Consider the following 20,312-nt stretch of genomic DNA (forward strand, 5'->3'; position numbering starts at 1 on the left):
ACCGCTTATCCCTCCTCTACTTTCTTACCCCCGGCCTGGTAGTCGGGGATATGCTCCAGCACCATCTTCTGAATGCAGCGGATGATGTTCAGCACGGAGCTCATGGGGATGACCGAGGCCACAAGGCCCTTGTTCAGCTGAAGGGCGAAGGTCCTGGCCGTAGAGCTGTAGGCCACATACTTAAAGCCGTAGTAGCCAATCCAGATGAATACCAGAATGGTCACAATATCCCAGAAAATGGTCACCGCGGCGGCGAACTTGGGGCCGAATTTGTCGGGCAGGATGGTCACGCGGATGTGCTTGTCATACTTGGTGCCGAAGGACAGGCCGAAAAAGATCATCCAGACGAAGGCCAGCCGGGAGGCCTCTTCCGTCCAGGAGATAGGCGAGCCAATCAAGCGGGTGAGGATCCCCAAAAACACCACAACGAACATGACGACAAAAAGTATTCCCATGCAGATTCGTTCCAGGTGCTTGTCGAGGAAGCTTAGAATGTTTTTCAACTACATCTCCTCCTTTATCATTTTGGCGTTTTCCGCCGCAGCTGTCTGGAGGGTCCTGGCACCCCTGGGTTACTCCCGCCCGACCAACCGGGACTGCGACCGTGCGCTGAGTGAGCTTGTCTGCCCTGAAAGGACAGACAAAAGCAGGGTACCCTGCTTTCTGTCACCCATGCCTTGCCCCAATAAGATATCACAAGCCGTTCCGCCGTGTAAAGATGTCATTTTCGATGAAAAACAATCACTGCTGTTTCCTAATTCAGACCTATCCCAACTTTTCCCCAGGCCCCATTTGTTGAAATTGACCAACGCAAAATGACGTTTGTTCTTCCCTTCCTTAATAGGACAGAAAAAACGGAACAGCTGAGCAAATAAACCCCGTTTACCCCCGAAAACACAAGAATTTTGGGGCAGCCCTTCTCATTTACCTCTTGTACAAAATCACCTATCATTTTTTAGTACATTTCACAATCAGAATGTAAGGCGATATTTAGAAAACACTGTTTTCGGCCACATTTTCCCTCCATTTCCCCACAGAAACAATTATTTTATTTCAAAAATGCAGAGAACGCATGAAAAAGGGAGAGTTGCAAAAAGAGAACGGGAATGATATTTTAGTGAAAGTTTAGCGTTATTTTTATTTGACTATTTACTATTGTGAAAGGCAGGGTATATTCCATGAGCGATCAACAGGCGCCAAGAAGCCAGCAGTTCCTGTCCCGCCCGGTCTGGTCCAGCATCCGGGCGCTGTACAAGGGGATGGGCTATGGCGACTATGACCTGTCCCGGCCCATGATCGGCATCGCCAACAGCTGGAACGGGGCCAACCCGGGCCACGACAACCTGCGTCAGGTGGCCGAGTGCGTTCGGGAGGGCATCCTCCAGGCCGGCGGCACCCCGGTGGAGTTCGGCATCATCGGCCCCTGCGACGGCATGGGCTGCGGCAACGACGGGATGCATTACATCCTCCCCGCCCGGGACCTCATCGCCAACGAGGTGGAGACCATGGTGCAGGTCAATCACCTGGACGCCGTGGTGCTGCTGGGCAGCTGCGACAAGGTGGTCCCCGGCCTGCTCATGGCGGCGGCCCGGCTGGACCTGCCCGCCATTCTGGTCAACGGCGGCCCCGCTCTGGGGGGCTGCGTTTTCAACGGGCGGGAGTCGGACAACTCCACCATGGTGGAGGCCCTGGCCATGCTTAACGACGGAGCCATCACCCAGGAGGAATACAACCGCCTGGAAGCCGACTCCAATCCCTCCTGCGGCTCCTGCTCCTTCCTGGGCACCGCCAACACCATGTGCGCCGTGGCGGAGGCCATGGGCATGTGCCTGCCCGGCACCAGCATGATCCCCGCCGTCATGGCGGAGCGCCGCCGGGCCGCCCGGGCCTCGGGCCGGCGGATTGTGGAGATGGTGCGGGAGGGGCTCACCGCCCGGAAAATCATCTCCAAGAACGGCCTGGAGAATGCCCTGAAGCTGGGTATGGCCATCGGCGGCTCCACCAATATGGCCCTCCACTTCCCCGCCATCGCCTATGAGGCGGAGTGCGATTTCACCATCGACGACGTGGACCGCATCGCCCGCTCTACCCCTCACCTGGCCAACATCTACCCCAACGGGCCGGAAAACGTCCCAGCCTTCTACAGGGCCGGGGGCGTGCCCGCTGTGATGAAGCAGCTGCTCCCCCTGCTCAGCCCGGAGGCTGTCACCTGTACAGGCAAGGGCTGGCCGGAGCTGCTGGAATCCGTCCCCGCTGTGGAGAACGATATCATTCACGCCATCCCCAACGCCTGGCACAGCTGGGGCAGCCTGGCAGTCCTCCGGGGCTCCCTGGCCCCCAACACCGCCGTTACCAAGCCCACCGCCATCCATCCGGACATGCTCCGCTTTGAGGGCACCGCCGCCTGCTTCGACTCGGAGGACCTGGCCAGCGAGGCGGTGATGGCCGGCAGGATCAAGCCGGGCACCGTCCTGGTGGTGCGCTATGAGGGCCCCAAGGGAGGCCCGGGCATGCGGGAGATGGTCCGGCTGATGAAGCTGCTCACCGGCCAGGGACTGGCTCTGACCACCGCCGTCATCACCGACGGACGGTTCTCCGGCTCCAACAACGGCTGCTTCGTCGGACACATCTCCCCCGAGGCCAGCGAGGGCGGCCCCATCGCTGTGGTCCAGGACGGAGACCCCATCCTCATCGACGTGGAGGGGGGCTGTCTGGAGCTGAATATCCCGCCGGAGGAGCTGTCGGCCCGCCTGGCCGCCTTCACCCCGGCGCCCCGCCCGCCTCTGAGAGGCTGGCTCAATGTCTACGCCCGGCTGTCTGAGTCGGCGGACAAGGGCGCCATTATCCGCAACCGCTGATCGTGAGTCCCGGGCAGGCCGGCCAGCCTCCGGTCCCCGCCCGAAAATATTGAAAGGATGATTTATTATGCAGAAACTGTTTGGAACCGTAGTCCCCGTTATCACCCCCCTCACCGAGGACGACAAGATCGACGTCCAGAGCCTGAAGAACCTGGTTGACCACTGCATCGACAACGGCCTGCAGTGCCTGTACCCCTGCGGCACCACCGGCGAGATGATGTATCTCACCGTGGAGGAGCGCAAGCTGGTGGCCGAGGTTGTGCTGGAGCACACCGCCAAGCGGGTCCCCGTCTTTGTTCAGGTGGGCGCCTGGAACCTGGCCGACACCATCGAGCTGGCCAAGCACGCCGTGGAGAAGGGCGCCGACGGCATCGGCGTGGTCACCCCCGTGTTCTACAAGCTCAGCGACCAGGGCCTGGTGGACTTCTATGAGGCCGTGTCCAAGGCCGTCCCCGCTGACTTCCCCGTCTATCTCTACAGCATCCCCCAGAACGCCATCAACGACATCACCCCCGCCTGCGCGGAGAAGATTGCCGAGAAGTGCCCCAACGTGGTGGGCATCAAGTACAGCTTCCCCGACTTTACCAAGCTGCAGCAGTTCATGACCATCCGGAACGAGACCTTCAGCGTGCTGGTGGGCCCCGACCACCTGTTTGAGGCTCTGTGCGCCGTGGGCGGCGAGGGCGTTGTGTCCGGCAACGCCATGTGCATCCCTGAGCACTACGCCAAGGTGTGGGCCGCCATCCAGGCCAAGGACTTCGATCTGGCCACCAAGTATCAGCGCCGCACCAACATCCTCAACGCCACCATGTGCGCCATCAACAACATCGCCGCTTACAAGGTGATTTTGAAGAACGAGGGCGTCATTGCCACCAGCAAGATGCGCCGGCCCATGGAGAACCTGACCCCCGAGCAGGAGAAAGAGCTGCTCAAGACCATGGCCGATCTGAAATACCGCGAGGTTCTGATCTGATCCCTTTCCTGCGCGCCGCGCCGACCTGATCCTGTCATATCAAAGCGCCGTCAGCCGCAAATGCGGCTGACGGCGCTCTTTTTTCTCTTTCCTTGCACCCCTGAGGGGTCTCCCGCTGTCCTTACTTCGCCTCGCCCCTGACTGAGGCGGCGATGGCGTCGGCCAGGGCGTCAATCTCAGACTCGTTGTCGGCCTTGAGGGCGGAGGTGACGGTCATCTCCTCATCCAGAACGGTCATGTTCTTCAAGGACTCGATCTCCTCCTTCATCAGCGCGCCGGACCGGGGAGCCCAGGAGCCGCTGCCCATAATAGCCACGGTGCGCTTTTGCAGGTTCAGGGCCTTCATGTCCATGAGGAAGTTGTGCATGGGCGGGAAGATGCCCAGGTTGTAGGTGACGGAGGCCAGCACCAGATGGCTGTACTTGAACAGGTCGGAGATGAGGTAGCTGACGTGAGTGGAGGACACGTCGTACAGCCGGGTGTTGGTGACGCCCCGGGCGGTGAGCTTGGCGGCCAGCACCTCGGCAGCGGCCTCGGTGTTGCCGTACATGGAGGCGTAGACGATCATGACGCCCTTCTCCTCCGGCTCGTAGGTGGCCCAGTGGGTGTACTTGTCGATGATGTAGCCCAGGTCCTTGCGCCACACCGGACCGTGGAGAGGACACAGGAACTTGATGTTCTCCAGACCCACGACGGAGGCCGCCTTGTTCAGCAGAGCCACCACCTGGGGGCCGTACTTGCCCACGATGTTGGTGTAGTACCGGCGGGCGTCGTCGATCCACTCCCGATCAAAATCAAACTCGTCGGCAAAGAGCTTGCCGTCCAGGGAGCGGAAGGAGCCGAAGGCGTCGGCGGAGAAGAGCACGCCGTTGGTGGTGTCGAAGGTGACCATGGCCTCGGGCCAGTGGACCATGGGGGCGTAGACAAAGGCCACGGTGTGCTTGCCGAAGCACTTGGTGTCGCCCTCGGCCACCTCCTCGATGGCGCTGGGGTCCAGGCCGAAGCCGAACTGATTGAGCAGGGTCACCGCCTTGGGGGTGGTGATGATCTTCACGTTGGGCCAGCGCAGGAGAATCTCCTCAATGGAGGCGGCGTGGTCGGGCTCCACGTGGTTGATGACCAGGTAGTCCAGGGGGCGGCCGTTGAGGACGGCCTTCACGTTGGCGATGAACTGCCGGCCCACCGCCCAGTCGGCGGTGTCGAAGAGGACGGTCTTCTCGTCCAGCAGGACATAGGCGTTGTAGGACACGCCGTGGTACAGGGGGTGGATGTTCTCAAACAGGGCCAGCCGGTGCTCGTCCGCGCCTACCCAGTACAGGTCATCGGTGACCATGCGGTAATTATACATAGGGGTTTCCTCCTTCATTGTTCTTTGTACGGGAGAATGTGGATTTCACAAGCTCCCTCGATGAACGGAATGTCATTTACAAGTTTTCCTTCAACTTAGCGTACACATATGTATCTTTCCAAATCGCTTTTCCTGTTTCATCCTTCCAGAAGTACACATTTTTCCTAAAGTGAGCTTCCCGCTGAAATCCTAATGCTTCAAGCAATTTCCATGAACTTTTGTTGTCGGGATCGCATTCCGCGTATATTCTGTGTATGCCATTGGAAAATGCCCGTTGGATCAAAACCTCGCAGCTTTCAGCGGCATAACCCTGTCTCCAGTAGTTTCGATTGAATACATATCCTATTTCCAGCGCTTCAAAGTCACGCCTGCCCAAGTACACATTCCCGATCATTTTGTGGGAACTTTTCAATTCAACAGCGATCATTTCACCAGTGCCAATGCGCCATTCAAGGTTTTTCTTTGCTTCATCAAAGCTCAGCGGCTTATATGGCTCATATTTGACAACTTCCTCATCAGATAAATATTCAAACAAGTCCTGTACATCTTCTATTCTATATCTTCTTAAAATCAACCTTTTGGTTTCTGCTATTATTGTTTTGTTTTCCATGCCTTAACTTCCCTTACTGAATCATTTTAAAATCTGTCAGACAAGCCAAGCAAGCAATTCGTAGGACTACGCCTCGATCTCGATAAACTGGTCCACGGCCTCGCCGCAGTGGGGGCAGGTCCAACCCTCGGGCAGGTCCTTGAAGGCGGTGCCGGGCTTGACCTCGTTCTCTGGGTCGCCCTGCATGGGGTCGTACTCGTGGCCGCAGCCGTTGCAGATGTACAACTTCCGGGGCTGGTAGACCTTCTTGGGCACCATGCGCTTCATCTTGGTCATGGGCGGGGCGGGCAGCTTCTCGCCGGTGTCCAGCGCCTTGGTGAGCAGGGGCAGAATCTCCAGCACGTCGCCCACAATGCCGTAGTCGCAATTCTTAAAGATCTTGGCGTTGGGGTTGGTGTTGATGGCTACGATGCAGGAGGCGTCCTTGATGCCCTTCAAATGCTGGATGGCCCCGGAGATGCCGCAGGCGATGTACAGGTTGCCCTTGAACTTCTGGCCGGACATGCCCACATAGCGGTTGATGGGCACATATTTCAGCGTTTCGGCCACGGGGCGGCTGGAGCCCACGGCGGCGCCGGCGGCCTTGGCCAGGGCCTCAATAAGCTTCATGTTCTTCTTCTCCCCGATGCCCTGCCCGGCGGAGACAACCCGCTCAGCCTGGGTGATGGGGGTGTCCATGGGGATGCCCACGGTGAAGTCGTGGCCGTCCTTTTTCAGGTTAGCCACCAGGGTCTCCACCTTCTCCTGAGCGGTGCCGTCCTTGAGGATGAGCCGCTTCCGGGCTCCCGTCTCGGGGCCGCGGGGGCCGGCTGCCGCGGCGGAGGGGGCCTCCTTGGCGGCCTTGCCCAGGATGTGGGAGGCGATGACCACCCGCTGAATTTCGTTGGTGCCCTCGTAGATGGTGGTAATCTTGGCGTCCCGGTAGAACCGCTCCACCTCCATGCCCTTCAGGTAGCCGGAGCCGCCGAAGATTTGCAGGGCGTCGTTGGTGACCTCCAAGGCGATGTCGGAGGCGTACTGCTTTGCCATGGCGGACTCCATGCCGTAGGGGGCGTGGGCCTGCTTCAGCTCGGCGGCAGAGTAGACCAGGAACCGGGCGCAGCGCAGCTTGGTAGCCATGTCGGCGATCTTGAAGGCGATGTTCTGCTGCTGGCAGATGGGCTTGCCGAACTGGACACGCTCCTTGGAGTACTCCACGGCGGCCTCATAGGCCCCCTGGGCGATACCCAGAGCCTGGGCGGCGATGCCGATGCGTCCGCCGTCCAGCGTTGCCATGGCGATCTTGAAGCCCTGGCCCTCCTTGCCAAGCAGGTTCTCCTTGGGCACCTTCACGCCGTTGAAGTTCAGCTGACAGGTGGCGGAGGAGCGGATGCCCATCTTGTCGTAGTGCTCCTCAAAGGTGAAGCCCTCCCAGCCCTTTTCCACGATAAAGGCGGAGATGCCCCGGGTGCCGATACCGGGAGTAGTGACGGCAAACACCACGTAGGTGCTGGCCTCGCCGCCGTTAGTGATAAAGATTTTCTCGCCGTTGAGCAGATAGTGGTCCCCCATGTCCTCAGCGGTGGTCTCGGTGCCGCCGGCGTCGGAGCCGGCGTTGGGCTCGGTGAGGCCGAAGGCCCCCAGCTTCTTGCCGGAGCACAGGTCGGGCAGATACTTTTTCTTCTGCTCCTCATTGCCGAAGGCGTAGATGGGGTAGGTGCCCAGGGAGGTGTGGGCCGACAGGATCACCCCCGCGCCGCCGTCCACCCGGGCCAGCTCCTCCACGGCGATGGCGTAGCTCAGGGCGTCCAGCCCCGCCCCGCCGTACTCCTTCTCATAGGGCAGGCCCATCAGGCCCAGCTCCCCCATCTTTTTCACCTGCTCGGTGGGAAACTGGTTGTTTTTGTCCAGCATGAACGCGATAGGCTTGATCTCGGCCTCAGCGAACTCCCTTACCTTCGCCCGCAGCGCCTCATGCTCCTGTGTGGTTTGATACAGCATACCGATTTTTCCTCCTCGATCATAAAATTTCCTGGAATATTGCGCTCTAATAATATTTTCGCGGCCCCGCCGCGCCGGTCGAAGATACGTGGTCCCAATAAAGAGTACCTTTTTAGTTCATTATAGCACATCTACCAGATTTGTCAATCGAACTGGGCAAAAATTTTATTTTTTGTTAATCCCATAGACGGACTCCCTCCCTAAGGGCCCTCGAAGCGTTCTGGCTCAGCCGGACGGCAGATTGAAAAATCCCCCCTGCCATAAAAGGCAGGGAGGATTTTTGTTTAACGGGAATTAACCCTCGTACATCTTTTGCAGCCGCAACAGCTTCTCATAGCGGGCCTTAGCAGTATCCTCGGACCTGGCGAAGAGCTCCTTGGCGCGGTCGGGGAAGGAGCGGGTCAGGGAGGAGTAACGGGCCTCGTTGAGCAGGAACTCCTGATAGCCGCCGGCGGGGGCCTTGGAGTCCACGGTCAGCTTGGCGCCCTCAGCGGCGGGGTTGAACCGGAACAGGTTCCAGTAGCCGCACTCAACAGCCTTCTTCATCTCAGCCTGGCAGTTTGCCATGCCGCCCTTGATGGAATGCATCTCGCAGGGGGCGTAGCCGATGATGAGGGAGGGGCCGTGATAGGCCTCGGCCTCAGCGATGGCCTTCAGGGTCTGGTTGGGGTTGGCACCCATGGCGATCTGGGCCACATAGATATAGCCGTAGCTCATGGCGATCTCAGCCAGGGACTTCTTGGGCATCACCTTACCGGCGGCGGCAAACTGGGCCACCTGGCCGATGTTGGAGGCCTTGGAGGCCTGGCCGCCGGTGTTGGAGTACACCTCAGTGTCGAAGACGAAGATGTTCACGTCCTCACCGGAGGCCAGCACGTGATCCACGCCGCCGTAGCCGATGTCGTAGGCCCAGCCGTCGCCGCCGAAGATCCACACGGACTTCTTAGCCAGGTACTCCTTCTCGGCCAGGATGGCCTTAGAGTCCTCGCAGCCGTCAGCCGCCCACTTCTCCAGCAGGGCAATCAGGGCCTTGGTGGCCTCGGTGTTGGCCTGGCCGTCCTCCTTGGTCTCCAAATACTTGTCAATGATGGCCTTGTCCTCGCCCTCGGGCTGCATGGCCTCCAGCTTGGCGATCAGACGCTCACGGATCGCCTTCTGACCCAGATACATACCCAGGCCGTGCTCGGCGTTGTCCTCAAACAGGGAGTTGGCCCAGGCGGGACCCTTGCCCTCGGAGGTGGTGGCGTAGGGGGAGGTAGCGGCGGGGCCGCCCCAGATGGACGAGCAGCCGGTGGCGTTGGAGATATACATCCGGTCGCCGAAGAGCTGGGTAATCAGGCGGGCATAGGCGGTCTCGGCGCAGCCGGCGCAGGAGCCGGAGAACTCAAGCAGAGGCTTCTTGAACTGGGAGCCCTTGACGGACAGGTCGGCCATGTCCTCCTTGGTAGTGACGTTGGCTACCATATAGTTGAACACATCCTGCTGGGCGGCCTCCTGCTCCTGTCCAACCATAGCCAGAGCGTCCACCGGGCAGGTCTTCACGCACACGGAGCAGCCCATGCAGTCCAGGGGGCTGACGGCGATGGTGAACTTGTACTGACCCTTGCCCTTGCCGGCCTTCACGTCCACGATCTTGGCGGCCTCAGGCGCGTTCTTGGCCTCGTCCTCGGTGAGGGCGAAGGGACGGATGGTGGCGTGGGGGCAGACATAGGAGCACTGGTTGCACTGGATGCACTTGGAGGAGTCCCAGGTGGGCACGGAGACGGCCACGCCCCGCTTCTCATAGGCGGCGGCGCCCAGCTCGAAGGTGCCGTCGGCATAGGGCTCGAAGGCGGAGACAGGCAGGCTGTCGCCGTCCATGCGGCCCACGGGATCCAGGACGTTGTTCACCAGGTCCACCAGCTTGACGGGGCCGGTGTGCTTGTTCTCCTTGGGGGCGTCAACGGCGTCCTTCCAGGAGGCGGGAACCTCGAACTTCTTGAAGGCGGTGGCGCCGGCGTCGATGGCCTTGTGGTTCATGTCCACAATGTCCTGGCCCTTCTTCAGGTAGGAGTGGGTGGCGGCATCCTTCATATAGCCGATGGCCTCGTCGCCGGGCATAACCTTGGCCAGGGCGAAGAAGGCGGACTGGAGGATGGTGTTGGTGCGCTTGCCCATGCCGATCTCCTGGGCCAGGTCGATGGCGTTGATGGTGTAGACCTGGATGTTGTTCTCGGCGATATACCGCTTAGCCACGGCGGGCATGTGCTTGTCAACCTCCTCGTCGCTCCACTGGCAGTTGATGAGGAAGGTGCCGCCGGGCTTGACGTCACGAACCATGGGGAAGCCCTTGACGATATAGGCGGGCACGTGGCAGGCCACGAAGTCGGCCTTATTGATATAGTAGGGGGCGCGGATGGGCTGGTCGCCGAAGCGCAGGTGGCTCACGGTCACGCCGCCGGTCTTCTTGGAGTCGTACTGGAAGTAGGCCTGAACATACTTGTCAGTGTGGTCGCCAATGATCTTGATGGAGTTCTTGTTGGCGCCCACGGTGCCGTCACCGCCCAGACCCCAGAACTTGACCTCGATGGTGCCCTCAGCGGCGGTGTTGGGGGCCTTCTTCTCCTCCAGGGACAGGCCGGTAACATCGTCCACGATGCCGATGGTGAACTTATTCTTGGGCTCGGCCTTGGCCAGCTCCTCGTACACGGCGAAGACGCTGCGGGGCGGGGTATCCTTGGAGCCCAGGCCGTAGCGGCCGGCGATGACGGTCTTGTCGGTGATGCCGGCCTCAGCCAGGGCAGTAATCACGTCCTGATACAGGGGCTCGCCCAGGGAGCCGGGCTCCTTGGTGCGGTCCAGAACAGCGATCTTCCTGCAGGTGGCGGGAATGGCGGCAATCAGCTTGTCAGCCCGGAAGGGGCGGTACAGGCGGACCTTCACCAGGCCGACCTTCTCGCCGTGGGCGTTCATATAGTCGATAACCTCTTCGGCCACGTCGCAGATGGAGCCCATGGCGATGATGACCCGGTCGGCATCGGGGGCGCCGTAGTAGTTGAACAGCTGATAGTTGGTGCCCAGCTTTGCGTTGATCTTGCCCATATACTCCTCAACGACCTCAGGCAGGGCGTCGTAGTATCTGTTGCAGGCCTCGCGGTGCTGGAAGAAAATATCGCCGTTCTCGTGGGAGCCGCGCATGGTGGGGTGCTCGGGGTTCAGCGCCCGGGCGCGGAAGGCGGCCACGGCGTCCATGTCCACCATCTCGCCCAGATCCTTGTAGTCCCAGATGGCGACCTTCTGGATCTCGTGGGAGGTGCGGAAGCCGTCGAAGAAGTTGATAAAGGGAACGCGGCCCTTGATAGCGGCCAGGTGAGCCACGGGGGCCAGGTCCATAACCTCCTGTACGTTGCCCTCGGCCAGCATGGCAAAGCCGGTCTGGCGGCAGGCCATCACGTCGGAGTGGTCGCCGAAGATGTTCAGCGACTGGGCGGCCACGGTACGGGCGGACACATGGAACACGCCGGGCAGCAGCTCGCCGGCGATCTTGTACATATTGGGGATCATCAGCAGCAGGCCCTGGGAGGCGGTGTAGGTGGTGGTCAGGGCGCCGGCGTTCAGAGAGCCGTGGACGGTGCCGGCGGCGCCGGCCTCGGACTGCATCTCAATTACCTTTACGGTGGTGCCGAAGATGTTCTTCTGGCCCTGAGCTGCCCACTGGTCCACGTAATCGGCCATGGGGCTGGACGGCGTGATGGGGTAGATGCCGGCTACCTCGGTGAAAGCGTAGCTGACATACGCGGCTGCGTTGTTGCCGTCCATGGTTTTGAATTTTCTTGCCATAGAGGTTCCCTACTTTCTTCCTAAATTTGCTTGGGTAAAGCGCTTCTCTGCTCTGTTTTACAGGCCTGTCCCCATCGGACCAATTCAGAAAACAGTTATGCTTTCCATAGGCAATCGGTTATATCGGGACAGGCCCGTGGCCCCCTCCGGCAGGAAGAGGCGGCCCTGGGTCTTCATACGGGTGTAGTGTATCACTTTTTTGGCCGTTTGTAAACTTTTCATTTGAAATTTCCCCTACAAAATTTGAGGCAAAAAAGGGGGGTATTTTGAGAACAGCAAAAGAGTCCCCGCCGGTCTGAAGGCCGGCGGGGGCTCCGCTGTGTTATTAAGTAAAGGGTTATGCGCCTGTCAGCCGCCCATGGCGGTGGTGGAGAGCAGATTGCCGAACTCGGCGGCGTCCTTGGGCACCCAGACCTTCTTGGTCTTGCCGTCCACGTCCATGTCGGCCAGCTCAAAGTCCACGTCGAAGTCAGCGGTGCTGTCGGTGGGCTTGATGTCGGCGATGGCAGTAGCGGCAGCCTGGAGAATCGCGCCGAAGGCGGCGTCCATGTCGCCGCTCTGGAGCAGGTTGGGGTCCACATTGTTCATGGCATCGGCCATAGCCTGGGTCAGGGCGGCAGAATCAAAGGTGTTCACGGTGCAGGTCACCACGGCGGAGCCGGCCTTCTCGTCGGACTCCTTGACCACGGCGGTCATGTTCACCCCGCTGAACATCTTCATGAAGGCATCTACAAACTCCTGCATCTGCTCCGTGCTGACGGTCAGGCCCTGAGAGGTGAAGGTGGAGGCCATCTCGTTGGCCAGCTCCTCATAGAGGCTGCCCTCCAGGCCCATGTCCTTCCGGGCCGCATCCTCGTCCGCGTAGCCAAACAGCTCCACCAGGGAGGAGGGGTCATCCTTCAGGATCATGTTGAAGAGGGCCACGGCCACCTCATTGGCGGGGGCGGGAGCCTCTTTCTTTCCACAGCTGGCCAGGACAGAGGTCATCATGACCAGCGCCAGCAGCAGCGCGGGGATTCTGTGGGTCATTTTCATTACAAGTCACTCCTTTTCAACTTTCGGCCAAAGGCCGCTTCGCTTATTATACAAAGTGCATTTAGAAAAATCAACCATCAAAACCGCAATTTTATCCTTTCTTAATATTCGCTATTTTGTTGCATTTCAGAGAAAAACCCGTTACAATAGAAATCAGTACATAACCATCCTGTTGGGAGGCGGAAATATGGTGCAATCTATCCAATCCTTGGGGCTCCACGGGGTCACCGGCTATCCGGTGACTGCCGAGTGCGACCTGTCCGGCGGCCTGCCCGCCTTTACGGTGGTAGGCCTGCCCGACGCCGCCGTCAACGAGGCCCGGGAGCGGGTGCGCTCCGCCATCAAAAACTGCGGCTTCACCTTCCCAGTGAGCCGGATCACCGTCAATCTGGCCCCCGCCCACCTGAAAAAGGTGGGGACCCTCTACGACCTGCCCATACTGGTGGGCATCCTGGCCGCCGGCAAACAGCTGCGGCTGCCCGAGGAGAACTGCGCCTTCCTGGGGGAGCTGTCCCTGTCCGGACAGCTGCGGCCCTGCGCGGGGATGCTGTCCATGGCCCTGGCCGCCAAGCGGGAGGGAATTACAGCTCTGTACGTCCCCGAGGAGAACGCCGCCGAGGCCACCCTGGCCGAAGGCCCCGCCGTCTACCCTGTCCGGGACGTGGAGCAGTTGGAGCGCCACCTGATGGGGGAGGAGCTGATCTCCCCCGCCCCACCCTGGGTGCCCTCCCCCGCCGCCTTCCACTGCCCCGATATGTCCGAGGTGAAGGGTCAGGAGCAGGTGAAGCGGGCGCTGGAAATTGCCGCCGCCGGGGGGCACAGCGTCCTCATGTCCGGCCCCCCCGGCACAGGCAAGTCCATGCTGGCCCGCCGCCTGCCCGGCATTCTGCCCGACATGACCCGGCAGGAGGCGTTGGAGTGCACCGAAATTCACTCCATCATGGGCCAGACCAGTGCCAAGCAGCCCCTCATCACTCTGCGGCCCTTCCGCTCCCCCCACCACACTGTCTCCTCCACCGGCATGGCCGGGGGCGGCTCCAACCCCCGGCCCGGTGAGATCTCCCTGGCCCACAACGGGGTGCTCTTCCTGGACGAGCTGCCCGAGTTCCCCAAGGAGGTGCTGGAGGTGCTCCGCCAGCCTCTGGAGGATGGCCAGGTGCAGATATCCCGGGCGGCGGGCACCGTCACCTACCCCGCCCGGTTCATGCTGGTGTGCGCCATGAACCCCTGCAAATGCGGCTGGTACGGCCACCCGTCAGGCCGGTGCCGGTGCTCGGAGGCCGAGGTGAAAAAGTACCTCTCCCGCCTCTCCGGCCCCCTCCTGGACAGGCTGGACCTGTTCGTCCAGGTAGAGCCGCTGGAGTTCGACGAGCTGGCCCAGCGGGAGCGGGCGGAGACCTCCGGCCAGGTGAAGGAGCGAGTGGACGGAGCCCGGGCCCTTCAGACCGCCCGGCAAAGAGACACTGGCGTGTCCAGCAATTCCCAGCTGGACCGCCAGGGCCTGGACCGCTTCTGCGCCCTGAACGAGAGCTGCCAGCGGCTGATGAAGGGAGCCTTCGACCGCATGGGCCTCACCGCCCGGAGCTACGACCGCATCCTCCGCGTCGCCCGCACCATCGCCGACCTGGACGGCGGCGGGGATATCTCCCCCACCCACCTGGCCGAAGCCCTGCAATACAGGCCGCCGGAATATTTGAGGCGTTAAGGGCTACATCCCCTTCGCCGCCCGGTAGCCCATGGCCTTGCCAAATAAAAAGGTGTGGCAGATCGCTCCGCAGGTGTCCCGGTCCGCCACATCACACAGGGCCAAGATGTCACGTAATCCGATTTGATAGCCCTGTTTCGCTTTTTCGTCCATTTCGGTTGCCTCTATATATTGCTTGATCTCTTTTATAATAGGCTCCATCTAAAAAACCTCCTTGATTTTCACCGGGAGGCATGGTATGATCAGATTTACCAGACCTCCGGGTGTGGGTATTAGAGTGTTGGTATGCTTTCTGAGGGCCGCCAGCACTCTATTTTTCTTGCGCCAAAACCAGCTCTATGCCCTCCCGCACAACATCGGTCCTTGTCTTGCCATGCGCTTTGCAGAACTCCTGAAGTCTTTTGTCTGTCTCTGCATCAATTCGGGCTTTTACTTCAATCTCTTTCGGATTGTCTGATTTTGGGCGTCCGGTTCGTGGACTCAATTTATCACCCACTTTCTGAGCCACAAAATTATTGTAATTTATGTGGCTCGAAATGTCAAGCTTTTTTATAAAAAAAACCGCCCAGTCGGGCGGAAAAATTTGACAAAATCCGATATACACGATATGATAAAAGCACCCATCCATCCGATGGGTGCAGATTGTGCGCTGTTACATAAAAGGCGGTTGGCCCACCGTTCGAACCCCTAGTCCAAACAAGGGGAGGTGGTGCAGATGTGGAAAAAATGGATTTTCAAGGTAATCTGTTTTTTGATGGGTACAGCAATTCTCATGTACCTGTCGTCCATAAATGCGTGTTGACCGCTCGGCTGCAACCCAAGCGGTCAACTTTAAAGTAAAGTGATTGTCTGGGCCAACCGTCAGTAACAGCGCCCTTCTGCGTTTATTATACCTGACCATCTCCATCTTTGTCAAGACGAAAAGGCAAAGTTACCCCTTTCTCCACCGCTTCAGGGTGGGGAACCAGCCCCGCATCATCTTCTCCGCCTCCTCCTGGGGACCGAAGGGGTGGCCGTTCTCGGCGTTGAACTTCAGATTAAAGGCGATGATGTCGTCCATGGTGGCGTCTGGAGCGGTGAACGCCCCGTTCTGATAGCAGTAGCGACAGTAGTCCTCACTGAGGGTGCCGCCGGCCTCGGTGCCTTTGTCCTCGGGCTTGTCCAGGGGCATGGCGCAGCACTGACAAAATTTTCTTTCTTCCATTGAGATGACCTCCTTATGTTGGACGGGATTTCCTCCCTGTCTCTGACACAAGGATACGCCTTGAAACTTGACAGGGTCTGTCAGGTTTCATAAACATCCAAGGATTTTTTCAGCTCCTCTTTCAGAATATCCCGCCAGTAGGCCGGCGACAATACCTCCAGCTGCCCGCCAAAGGACAGGAGAAAGGACATCAGCCACTGATCCTCCGGGAAGGTGCACTCCACCAGCAGACAGCCGTCCTCCAAGGGGGTAATCTCCCGGGGGTGGAAGTAGTCCCGCACCCGCCAGGCGGCGGAGGGGGCAAACCGCAGCCGCAGGTCCACTCCCCGGTAGTCCCCGGGCATGGGGGCCTCCAGCTCCTCCGGGGGCTGACGGGGCGGACAGCTCCCCTCCTCCAGCACCAGGTCCTCCATGCGTACCAAGCGGAAGATGCGCCAGTCCTGCTTGTTCCGGCAGAAGGCGGACAGATACCAGCACCCCGCCTTGAACACCAGCCGGGCGGGCTCCACGGTCCGCCGGCTCCTCTCACCGGCGGAGCTGTAGTAGGTGAAGGACAGGGGCCGGTGTGCCAGAATGGACCGCTTCACCCGGGAAAAATTCTCCCGCTCCGCCGCCCCGCTGCCCCAGTCGGTGAAGTCCACCTCCAGCCAGCCGTCCCCCTCCCGGCGGAAGAGGGCGGACAGCCGGGACAGGGTCTCCCCCTCCTCCGCCCCGCCGGTGGCCAGGATAGCCCGGAGGGAAAACAAAATCTCGTCCTGCTGCTCCGGAGAGAGCAGCGCCTTGTCCAGCACAAACTGGTCCAGAAGCCGGATGCCGCCCCCCTGCCCCTTCTGGGCGTAGACGGGGATGCCGGCGGCGGACAGGGCGTCCACGTCCCGGTAGATGGTCCGCTCCGACACCTCCAGCCGCCGGGCCAGCTCCCCGGCGGTAAGGGCCCGCTTCTCCACCAGGAGGTAGAGAATTTCAAAGAGACGGCCGTTTTTCATCGGACCTCGATCTGTCCCAGAACCTGGCCGATGGGCAGGTTAATGGCCAGGTCGGCCCGGTCGTCGTAAGGAGTAGGGCTCTTGTTGATGAGCACCAGCCGCTTTCCCCGGAAATAGTTGATAAGCCCGGCGGCGGGGTAGACCGCCAGAGATGTGCCCCCGATGATCAGCAAGTCGGCGGCACGGATGTCCATCACCGCCCCCTCCATGGTGGCGCTGTCCAGGCTCTCCTCGTAGAGGACCACGTCGGGCTTGACCGTCCCGCCGCAAACACATTTGGGAACCCCGGTCCCCTCCTTGATATCCATCACGGCGCAGGGCCTGCGGCATCTCATGCAGTAGTTGCGGTGGACCGAGCCGTGGAGCTCCCAAACCCGCTTGGAGCCCGCCAGCTGGTGCAGCCCGTCGATGTTCTGGGTGACGACAGAGCGCAGCCTGCCCGCCGCCTCCAGCTCGGCCAGCTTCTTATGGGCGGCGTTGGGCTGAGCGTCCAGGCAGAGCATCTTGTCCCGGTAGAAACGGTAGAACTCCTCGGGCTGGGCGTCAAAAAAGGTGCGGCTCAGAATTTGCTCCGGCGGCCAGGCGTATTTCTGGTTATACAGCCCGTCCACACTGCGGAAATCCGGGATGCCGCTCTCGGTGGACACCCCCGCCCCGCCGAAAAAGACTATCCTTTGGCTTTCGTCAATCCACTGCTGTAAGGTTTTGAGTTTTTCGTCCATGAGAAGCCCTCCTTTAAATCTGGAAATTATATATTCTGTTCCATCTCATCCGTTGGTTCATAGTCAATTTTCCAATCCAGATAAGAGCCTAATGTACCGCATTCTGTACAGCGGTTCCCGATGTAGACCCACTTGACGCTTCCGTTTTCCCTGCGGACGAACCCCACTCTAACATTGAATGACTTACTAGTCTTGCACACAGAACACTTCTTGCGTTTTGGTTTCGCGTCCGCCCAAATATCGCCGCAGTCAAGCAGTATCTTTTTCGTTCCGCAAGCCGTACATATCACTTGAATTGCACCCTCGTTTTGATCGACCCGAAGCTCAAACGAATCGCCTCCACAGGCGTGGCACATCACAGGCTTTACATCCAAGGCATTTTCTTCTGCATATAAATGAAGCCATTCGGATATGTCCTCGGCCGAATCACCTGTCCAATATTTTTTTGATCTGTCAATCATAAAATCCTCTCCAAAAATCCAGATTTATGATTTTGATTATATCACCGCCAGCTTTGAACGTCAACGCGCTGGGAAACTCCCTCTTGACTTAAACCCGGCTTCAAGTGGTAAGATGGCCCCACAATATGCCAACGGCGCGCCGGGGTCGTCGCGCCCTACAACCGAACCTGCAAGGAGGAAGGGTATGAACTACCGTACATTGGGCCGCACCGGGCTGAAGGTAAGCGAGATCGGCATGGGCTGCGAGGGTCTTATAGACAAGAGCTTCAGCCAGGTGAAGGAATTTGTAGACAGGATGGAGGCACTGGGGGTCAACTGCATCGACCTGTACTCCCCCAACCCGGAGATGCGCTCCAGCCTGGGCCGTGCCATGGCCGGCCGGCGTGACAAATTCATTCTGCAATCCCATCTGTGCTCCATCTGGGAAAACGGCCAGTATCTGCGCACCCGGGACATCGGCAAGGTAAAGGCCGGCTTTGAGGACATGCTCCGCCAGCTGGATACCGGCCACATCGACATCGGCATGATCCACTACTCTGACGCCCTGTCCGACTGGCATGGAATCGTGGACGGCCCGGTGATGACCTACGCTCAGGAGCTGAAAGAAGCCGGGAAAATCCGCTGCGTCGGCCTGTCCAGCCACAACCCGGAGGTGGCCCAGGCGGCGGTGGACAGCGGGCTGATCGACGTACTCATGTTCAGCGTCAACCCCTGCTACGACCTCCAGCCCGCCAACGAGGACGTGGAGCAGCTGTGGGCGGACACGGCCTATGAGAAGGAGCTGGTGAACATGGACCCCCAGCGCCAGGCCCTCTATGAGAGCTGCCAGCGCCAGGGGGTAGGCATCACGGTGATGAAGGCCTTCGCCGGTGGGGAGCTGCTGGGGCAGAACGCCATCGCCCGGGTGGCGCTGACCCCCTTCCAGTGCCTGCACTACGCCCTCACCCGCCCCGGGGTGGCCAGCGTCATGGCGGGGGTCAAAACGGTGGAGGAGCTGGAGCAGTGCGCCGCCTACTGCGCCGCGCCGAACAGCGAAAAGGACTATGCCGCCGCCTTCGCCGCCATGCCTAAAATCAGCTGGGTGGGCCACTGCATGTACTGCGGCCACTGCGCCCCCTGCCCCCAGGGCATCGACGTGGCGGCGGTGACCAAGCTCCTCAACCTGACGAGGGCCCAGGGCCAGGTGCCTGAGACGGTGCGGGAGCACTACGCCGCCCTCCCCCGCCACGCCGGGGAGTGCGTGGCCTGCGGCGCCTGCGAAGGGCGCTGTCCCTTCTCGGTGCCCATCCGGGAAAACATGAAACAGGCCGCCCAGGTATTCGGACTGTAAAGAAAAACCGCCGGCTTTCACCGGCGGTTTTCTCATAATCTCGTTTCCAGAGGGACGGACAGAGCATAGTGGCTGCTGTTCAGCTGACGCAGGAGGGCAGGCAGGACCCGGGCGGCGTCCTCGCCGCCCTCCAGGGTGAGATAGACGGTGCGGTGGCGGGTGCCCAGGCGGTTTATAACCCCGTTGGCGAAGGCGGCCGCCCCTGTGTTGGTCCCCGGCTCCTGGAGGAGGGTCTCCTCCCAGCACACCCAGCCCTTCTCCTCCAGGGCCTCCCGCTGCTCGGCGGGGACATAGGCCAGGGTTGTGCGGGTGCGGGCCGCCCGCTCCACCGCCCGCCGGCCCCGCTCCAGCTGCTCCTCCGTCTCCTCCCCGCCGCCGGCCAGAACGCCCAGGCTGTGGCCGGTGCCCAGGATGCGGCGGACCAGGTCTCCCTCCTCCTCCAGCAGCTGGGGGGTGAGGAAGAACAAAGCGCTGCCCCCGCCGCTGTTCAGGGCGTTCAGCGTTTCGGCCAGCCCGTCGGCACGCTCAAAGCGGAGGGCCAGATAGACCGCCGTATTGGCGCCGTCCGGCTCCTCTGGAAGCTCAGGGACGGAGCTGTCGCCGGGACTGGTGGTGGCGGCGGAGCTTAGGCTCCGGGTATACTCCCGCAGGCGGGTGTTGATCAGATCCTGGGCCGCGTCGATGAATCTGGCATCGTCCAGCACTGCGGCAGCACTCTTGATGCGGATCAGGTAGCCCTGGGAGATATAGGGAATCTGGCTGTAGCTGTACTCCAGATTGAAGAAGCTGCATACCGTGTTCAGGGCCACATAGGGCCGCCCGTTGCGCATAACGGCTCGGGAAGAATAGACAACTCCGGTCATATCGTTCCGGCAGGTGCCGTCGTTCATGTTAAAGACCAGCATCTGCCGCAGATTGAAGAGGGCGACCGTGTTGTCGGTGCGGTTGTAGCTGGTGTACAGCCCCAGATTGACGTGGCTGCCGTTGAGATTGGCGTCAAAGACCGTATAGGGCACAAAGAGCATCCCGCCCGACCAGAAGGGCATGCTGCCTGCGGTCATCGGGGGGACATTGTCGTTCAGGCCCACAAAATACAGGTTGGCCGCCGAAGCCGGCATGGGGCGGAAAAGCCCCAGCACCAGGACGGCCGTGAGCAGCACGGACAAGGCGCTGCGTTTTTTCTTCACAGGGCTCCCCCCTTTCCTACAGTTTTTGTTGCGTGATTGATTATATCATAGTATAATAAGAAGGGCAAGCACCCGGAAAATTTAAGAAAACTTT

Annotated in this window: 16 protein-coding genes; 4 read left to right on the top strand and 12 right to left on the bottom strand. The window is 60.3% G+C overall.

All coding sequences use genetic code 11. From position 1 onward, the window contains the following. Positions 1-5: 5 nt before the first annotated feature. Positions 6-503 carry a TRAP transporter small permease gene (locus D1641_RS06835; RefSeq protein WP_160663998.1) on the bottom strand — a complete coding sequence of 166 codons (498 nt, stop codon included), beginning with the start codon at positions 501-503 and terminating at the stop codon, positions 6-8. A 675-nt stretch (positions 504-1,178) separates the two neighbouring features. On the opposite strand from D1641_RS06835, the gene ilvD reads away from it, so the two are divergent. Together ilvD and D1641_RS06845 are read left to right on the top strand one after the other, a co-directional pair. Beyond that, positions 1,179-2,858: a dihydroxy-acid dehydratase gene (gene ilvD / locus D1641_RS06840; RefSeq protein WP_160664000.1), complete on the top strand. Its 1,680-nt coding sequence runs from the start codon at positions 1,179-1,181 to the stop codon at positions 2,856-2,858. Positions 2,859-2,925: 67 nt separating this feature from the next. Then, positions 2,926-3,831: a dihydrodipicolinate synthase family protein gene (locus tag D1641_RS06845; protein WP_160664002.1), complete on the top strand. Its 906-nt coding sequence runs from the start codon at positions 2,926-2,928 to the stop codon at positions 3,829-3,831. 121 nt (positions 3,832-3,952) lie between these two features. Here D1641_RS06845 and D1641_RS06850 read toward each other — a convergent pair whose 3' ends face one another. The 5 genes from D1641_RS06850 to D1641_RS06870 all read right to left on the bottom strand — a co-directional run bounded on the left by D1641_RS06850 (position 3,953) and on the right by D1641_RS06870 (position 12,623). After that, on the bottom strand, positions 3,953-5,179 hold the full coding sequence (locus D1641_RS06850; RefSeq protein WP_160664004.1) for an FprA family A-type flavoprotein: 1,227 nt from the start codon (positions 5,177-5,179) through the stop codon (positions 3,953-3,955). Between the two features lie 76 nt (positions 5,180-5,255). Continuing rightward, a complete protein-coding gene (locus tag D1641_RS06855) occupies positions 5,256-5,789 on the bottom strand; it encodes a GNAT family N-acetyltransferase (RefSeq protein ID WP_160664006.1) in 534 nt (177 codons plus the stop codon). Between the two features lie 66 nt (positions 5,790-5,855). After that, positions 5,856-7,769, bottom strand: a complete 1,914-nt coding sequence (locus tag D1641_RS06860; protein WP_160664008.1) for an acyl-CoA dehydrogenase family protein — start codon at positions 7,767-7,769, stop codon at positions 5,856-5,858. 294 nt (positions 7,770-8,063) lie between these two features. Then, positions 8,064-11,588, bottom strand: a complete 3,525-nt coding sequence (gene nifJ, locus D1641_RS06865) for a pyruvate:ferredoxin (flavodoxin) oxidoreductase (protein ID WP_160664010.1) — start codon at positions 11,586-11,588, stop codon at positions 8,064-8,066. A gap of 348 nt (positions 11,589-11,936) precedes the next feature. After that, on the bottom strand, positions 11,937-12,623 hold the full coding sequence (locus D1641_RS06870) for a hypothetical protein (RefSeq protein ID WP_160664012.1): 687 nt from the start codon (positions 12,621-12,623) through the stop codon (positions 11,937-11,939). A gap of 187 nt (positions 12,624-12,810) precedes the next feature. On the opposite strand from D1641_RS06870, the gene D1641_RS06875 reads away from it, so the two are divergent. Beyond that, positions 12,811-14,328 carry a YifB family Mg chelatase-like AAA ATPase gene (locus D1641_RS06875; protein ID WP_160664014.1) on the top strand — a complete coding sequence of 506 codons (1,518 nt, stop codon included), beginning with the start codon at positions 12,811-12,813 and terminating at the stop codon, positions 14,326-14,328. Positions 14,329-14,331: 3 nt separating this feature from the next. Here D1641_RS06875 and D1641_RS06880 read toward each other — a convergent pair whose 3' ends face one another. From D1641_RS06880 to D1641_RS06900, 5 genes are all read right to left on the bottom strand, one after another. Next, a complete protein-coding gene (locus D1641_RS06880; RefSeq protein ID WP_160664016.1) occupies positions 14,332-14,529 on the bottom strand; it encodes a hypothetical protein in 198 nt (65 codons plus the stop codon). Positions 14,530-15,259: 730 nt separating this feature from the next. Further along, a complete protein-coding gene (locus tag D1641_RS06885) occupies positions 15,260-15,532 on the bottom strand; it encodes a zinc ribbon domain-containing protein (protein WP_160664018.1) in 273 nt (90 codons plus the stop codon). An 80-nt stretch (positions 15,533-15,612) separates the two neighbouring features. Next, positions 15,613-16,518, bottom strand: coding sequence for a YafY family protein (locus tag D1641_RS06890; RefSeq protein WP_160664020.1), 906 nt, complete (start codon positions 16,516-16,518; stop codon positions 15,613-15,615). Further along, complete coding sequence (locus D1641_RS06895; protein WP_160664022.1) at positions 16,515-17,240, bottom strand: NAD-dependent protein deacylase; 726 nt, start codon at positions 17,238-17,240, stop codon at positions 16,515-16,517. Before D1641_RS06895 ends, D1641_RS06890 begins: the two co-directional genes overlap by 4 nt. A 26-nt stretch (positions 17,241-17,266) precedes the next feature. Continuing rightward, a complete protein-coding gene (locus D1641_RS06900) occupies positions 17,267-17,701 on the bottom strand; it encodes a hypothetical protein (RefSeq protein ID WP_160664024.1) in 435 nt (144 codons plus the stop codon). Between the two features lie 184 nt (positions 17,702-17,885). Between D1641_RS06900 and D1641_RS06905 the strand changes: the two genes are divergently transcribed. Beyond that, a complete protein-coding gene (locus D1641_RS06905; protein WP_160664028.1) occupies positions 17,886-19,031 on the top strand; it encodes an aldo/keto reductase in 1,146 nt (381 codons plus the stop codon). A gap of 32 nt (positions 19,032-19,063) precedes the next feature. Here the strand turns inward: D1641_RS06905 and D1641_RS06910 are convergent, their stop codons facing one another. Next, entirely contained in the window at positions 19,064-20,218 is a 1,155-nt protein-coding gene (locus tag D1641_RS06910; protein WP_160664030.1) for a hypothetical protein, read from the bottom strand. Between the last annotated feature and the right edge of the window lie 94 nt (positions 20,219-20,312).

It is taken from the genome of Colidextribacter sp. OB.20 (assembly GCF_009911595.1).
GTDB lineage: Bacteria > Bacillota > Clostridia > Oscillospirales > Oscillospiraceae > Lawsonibacter.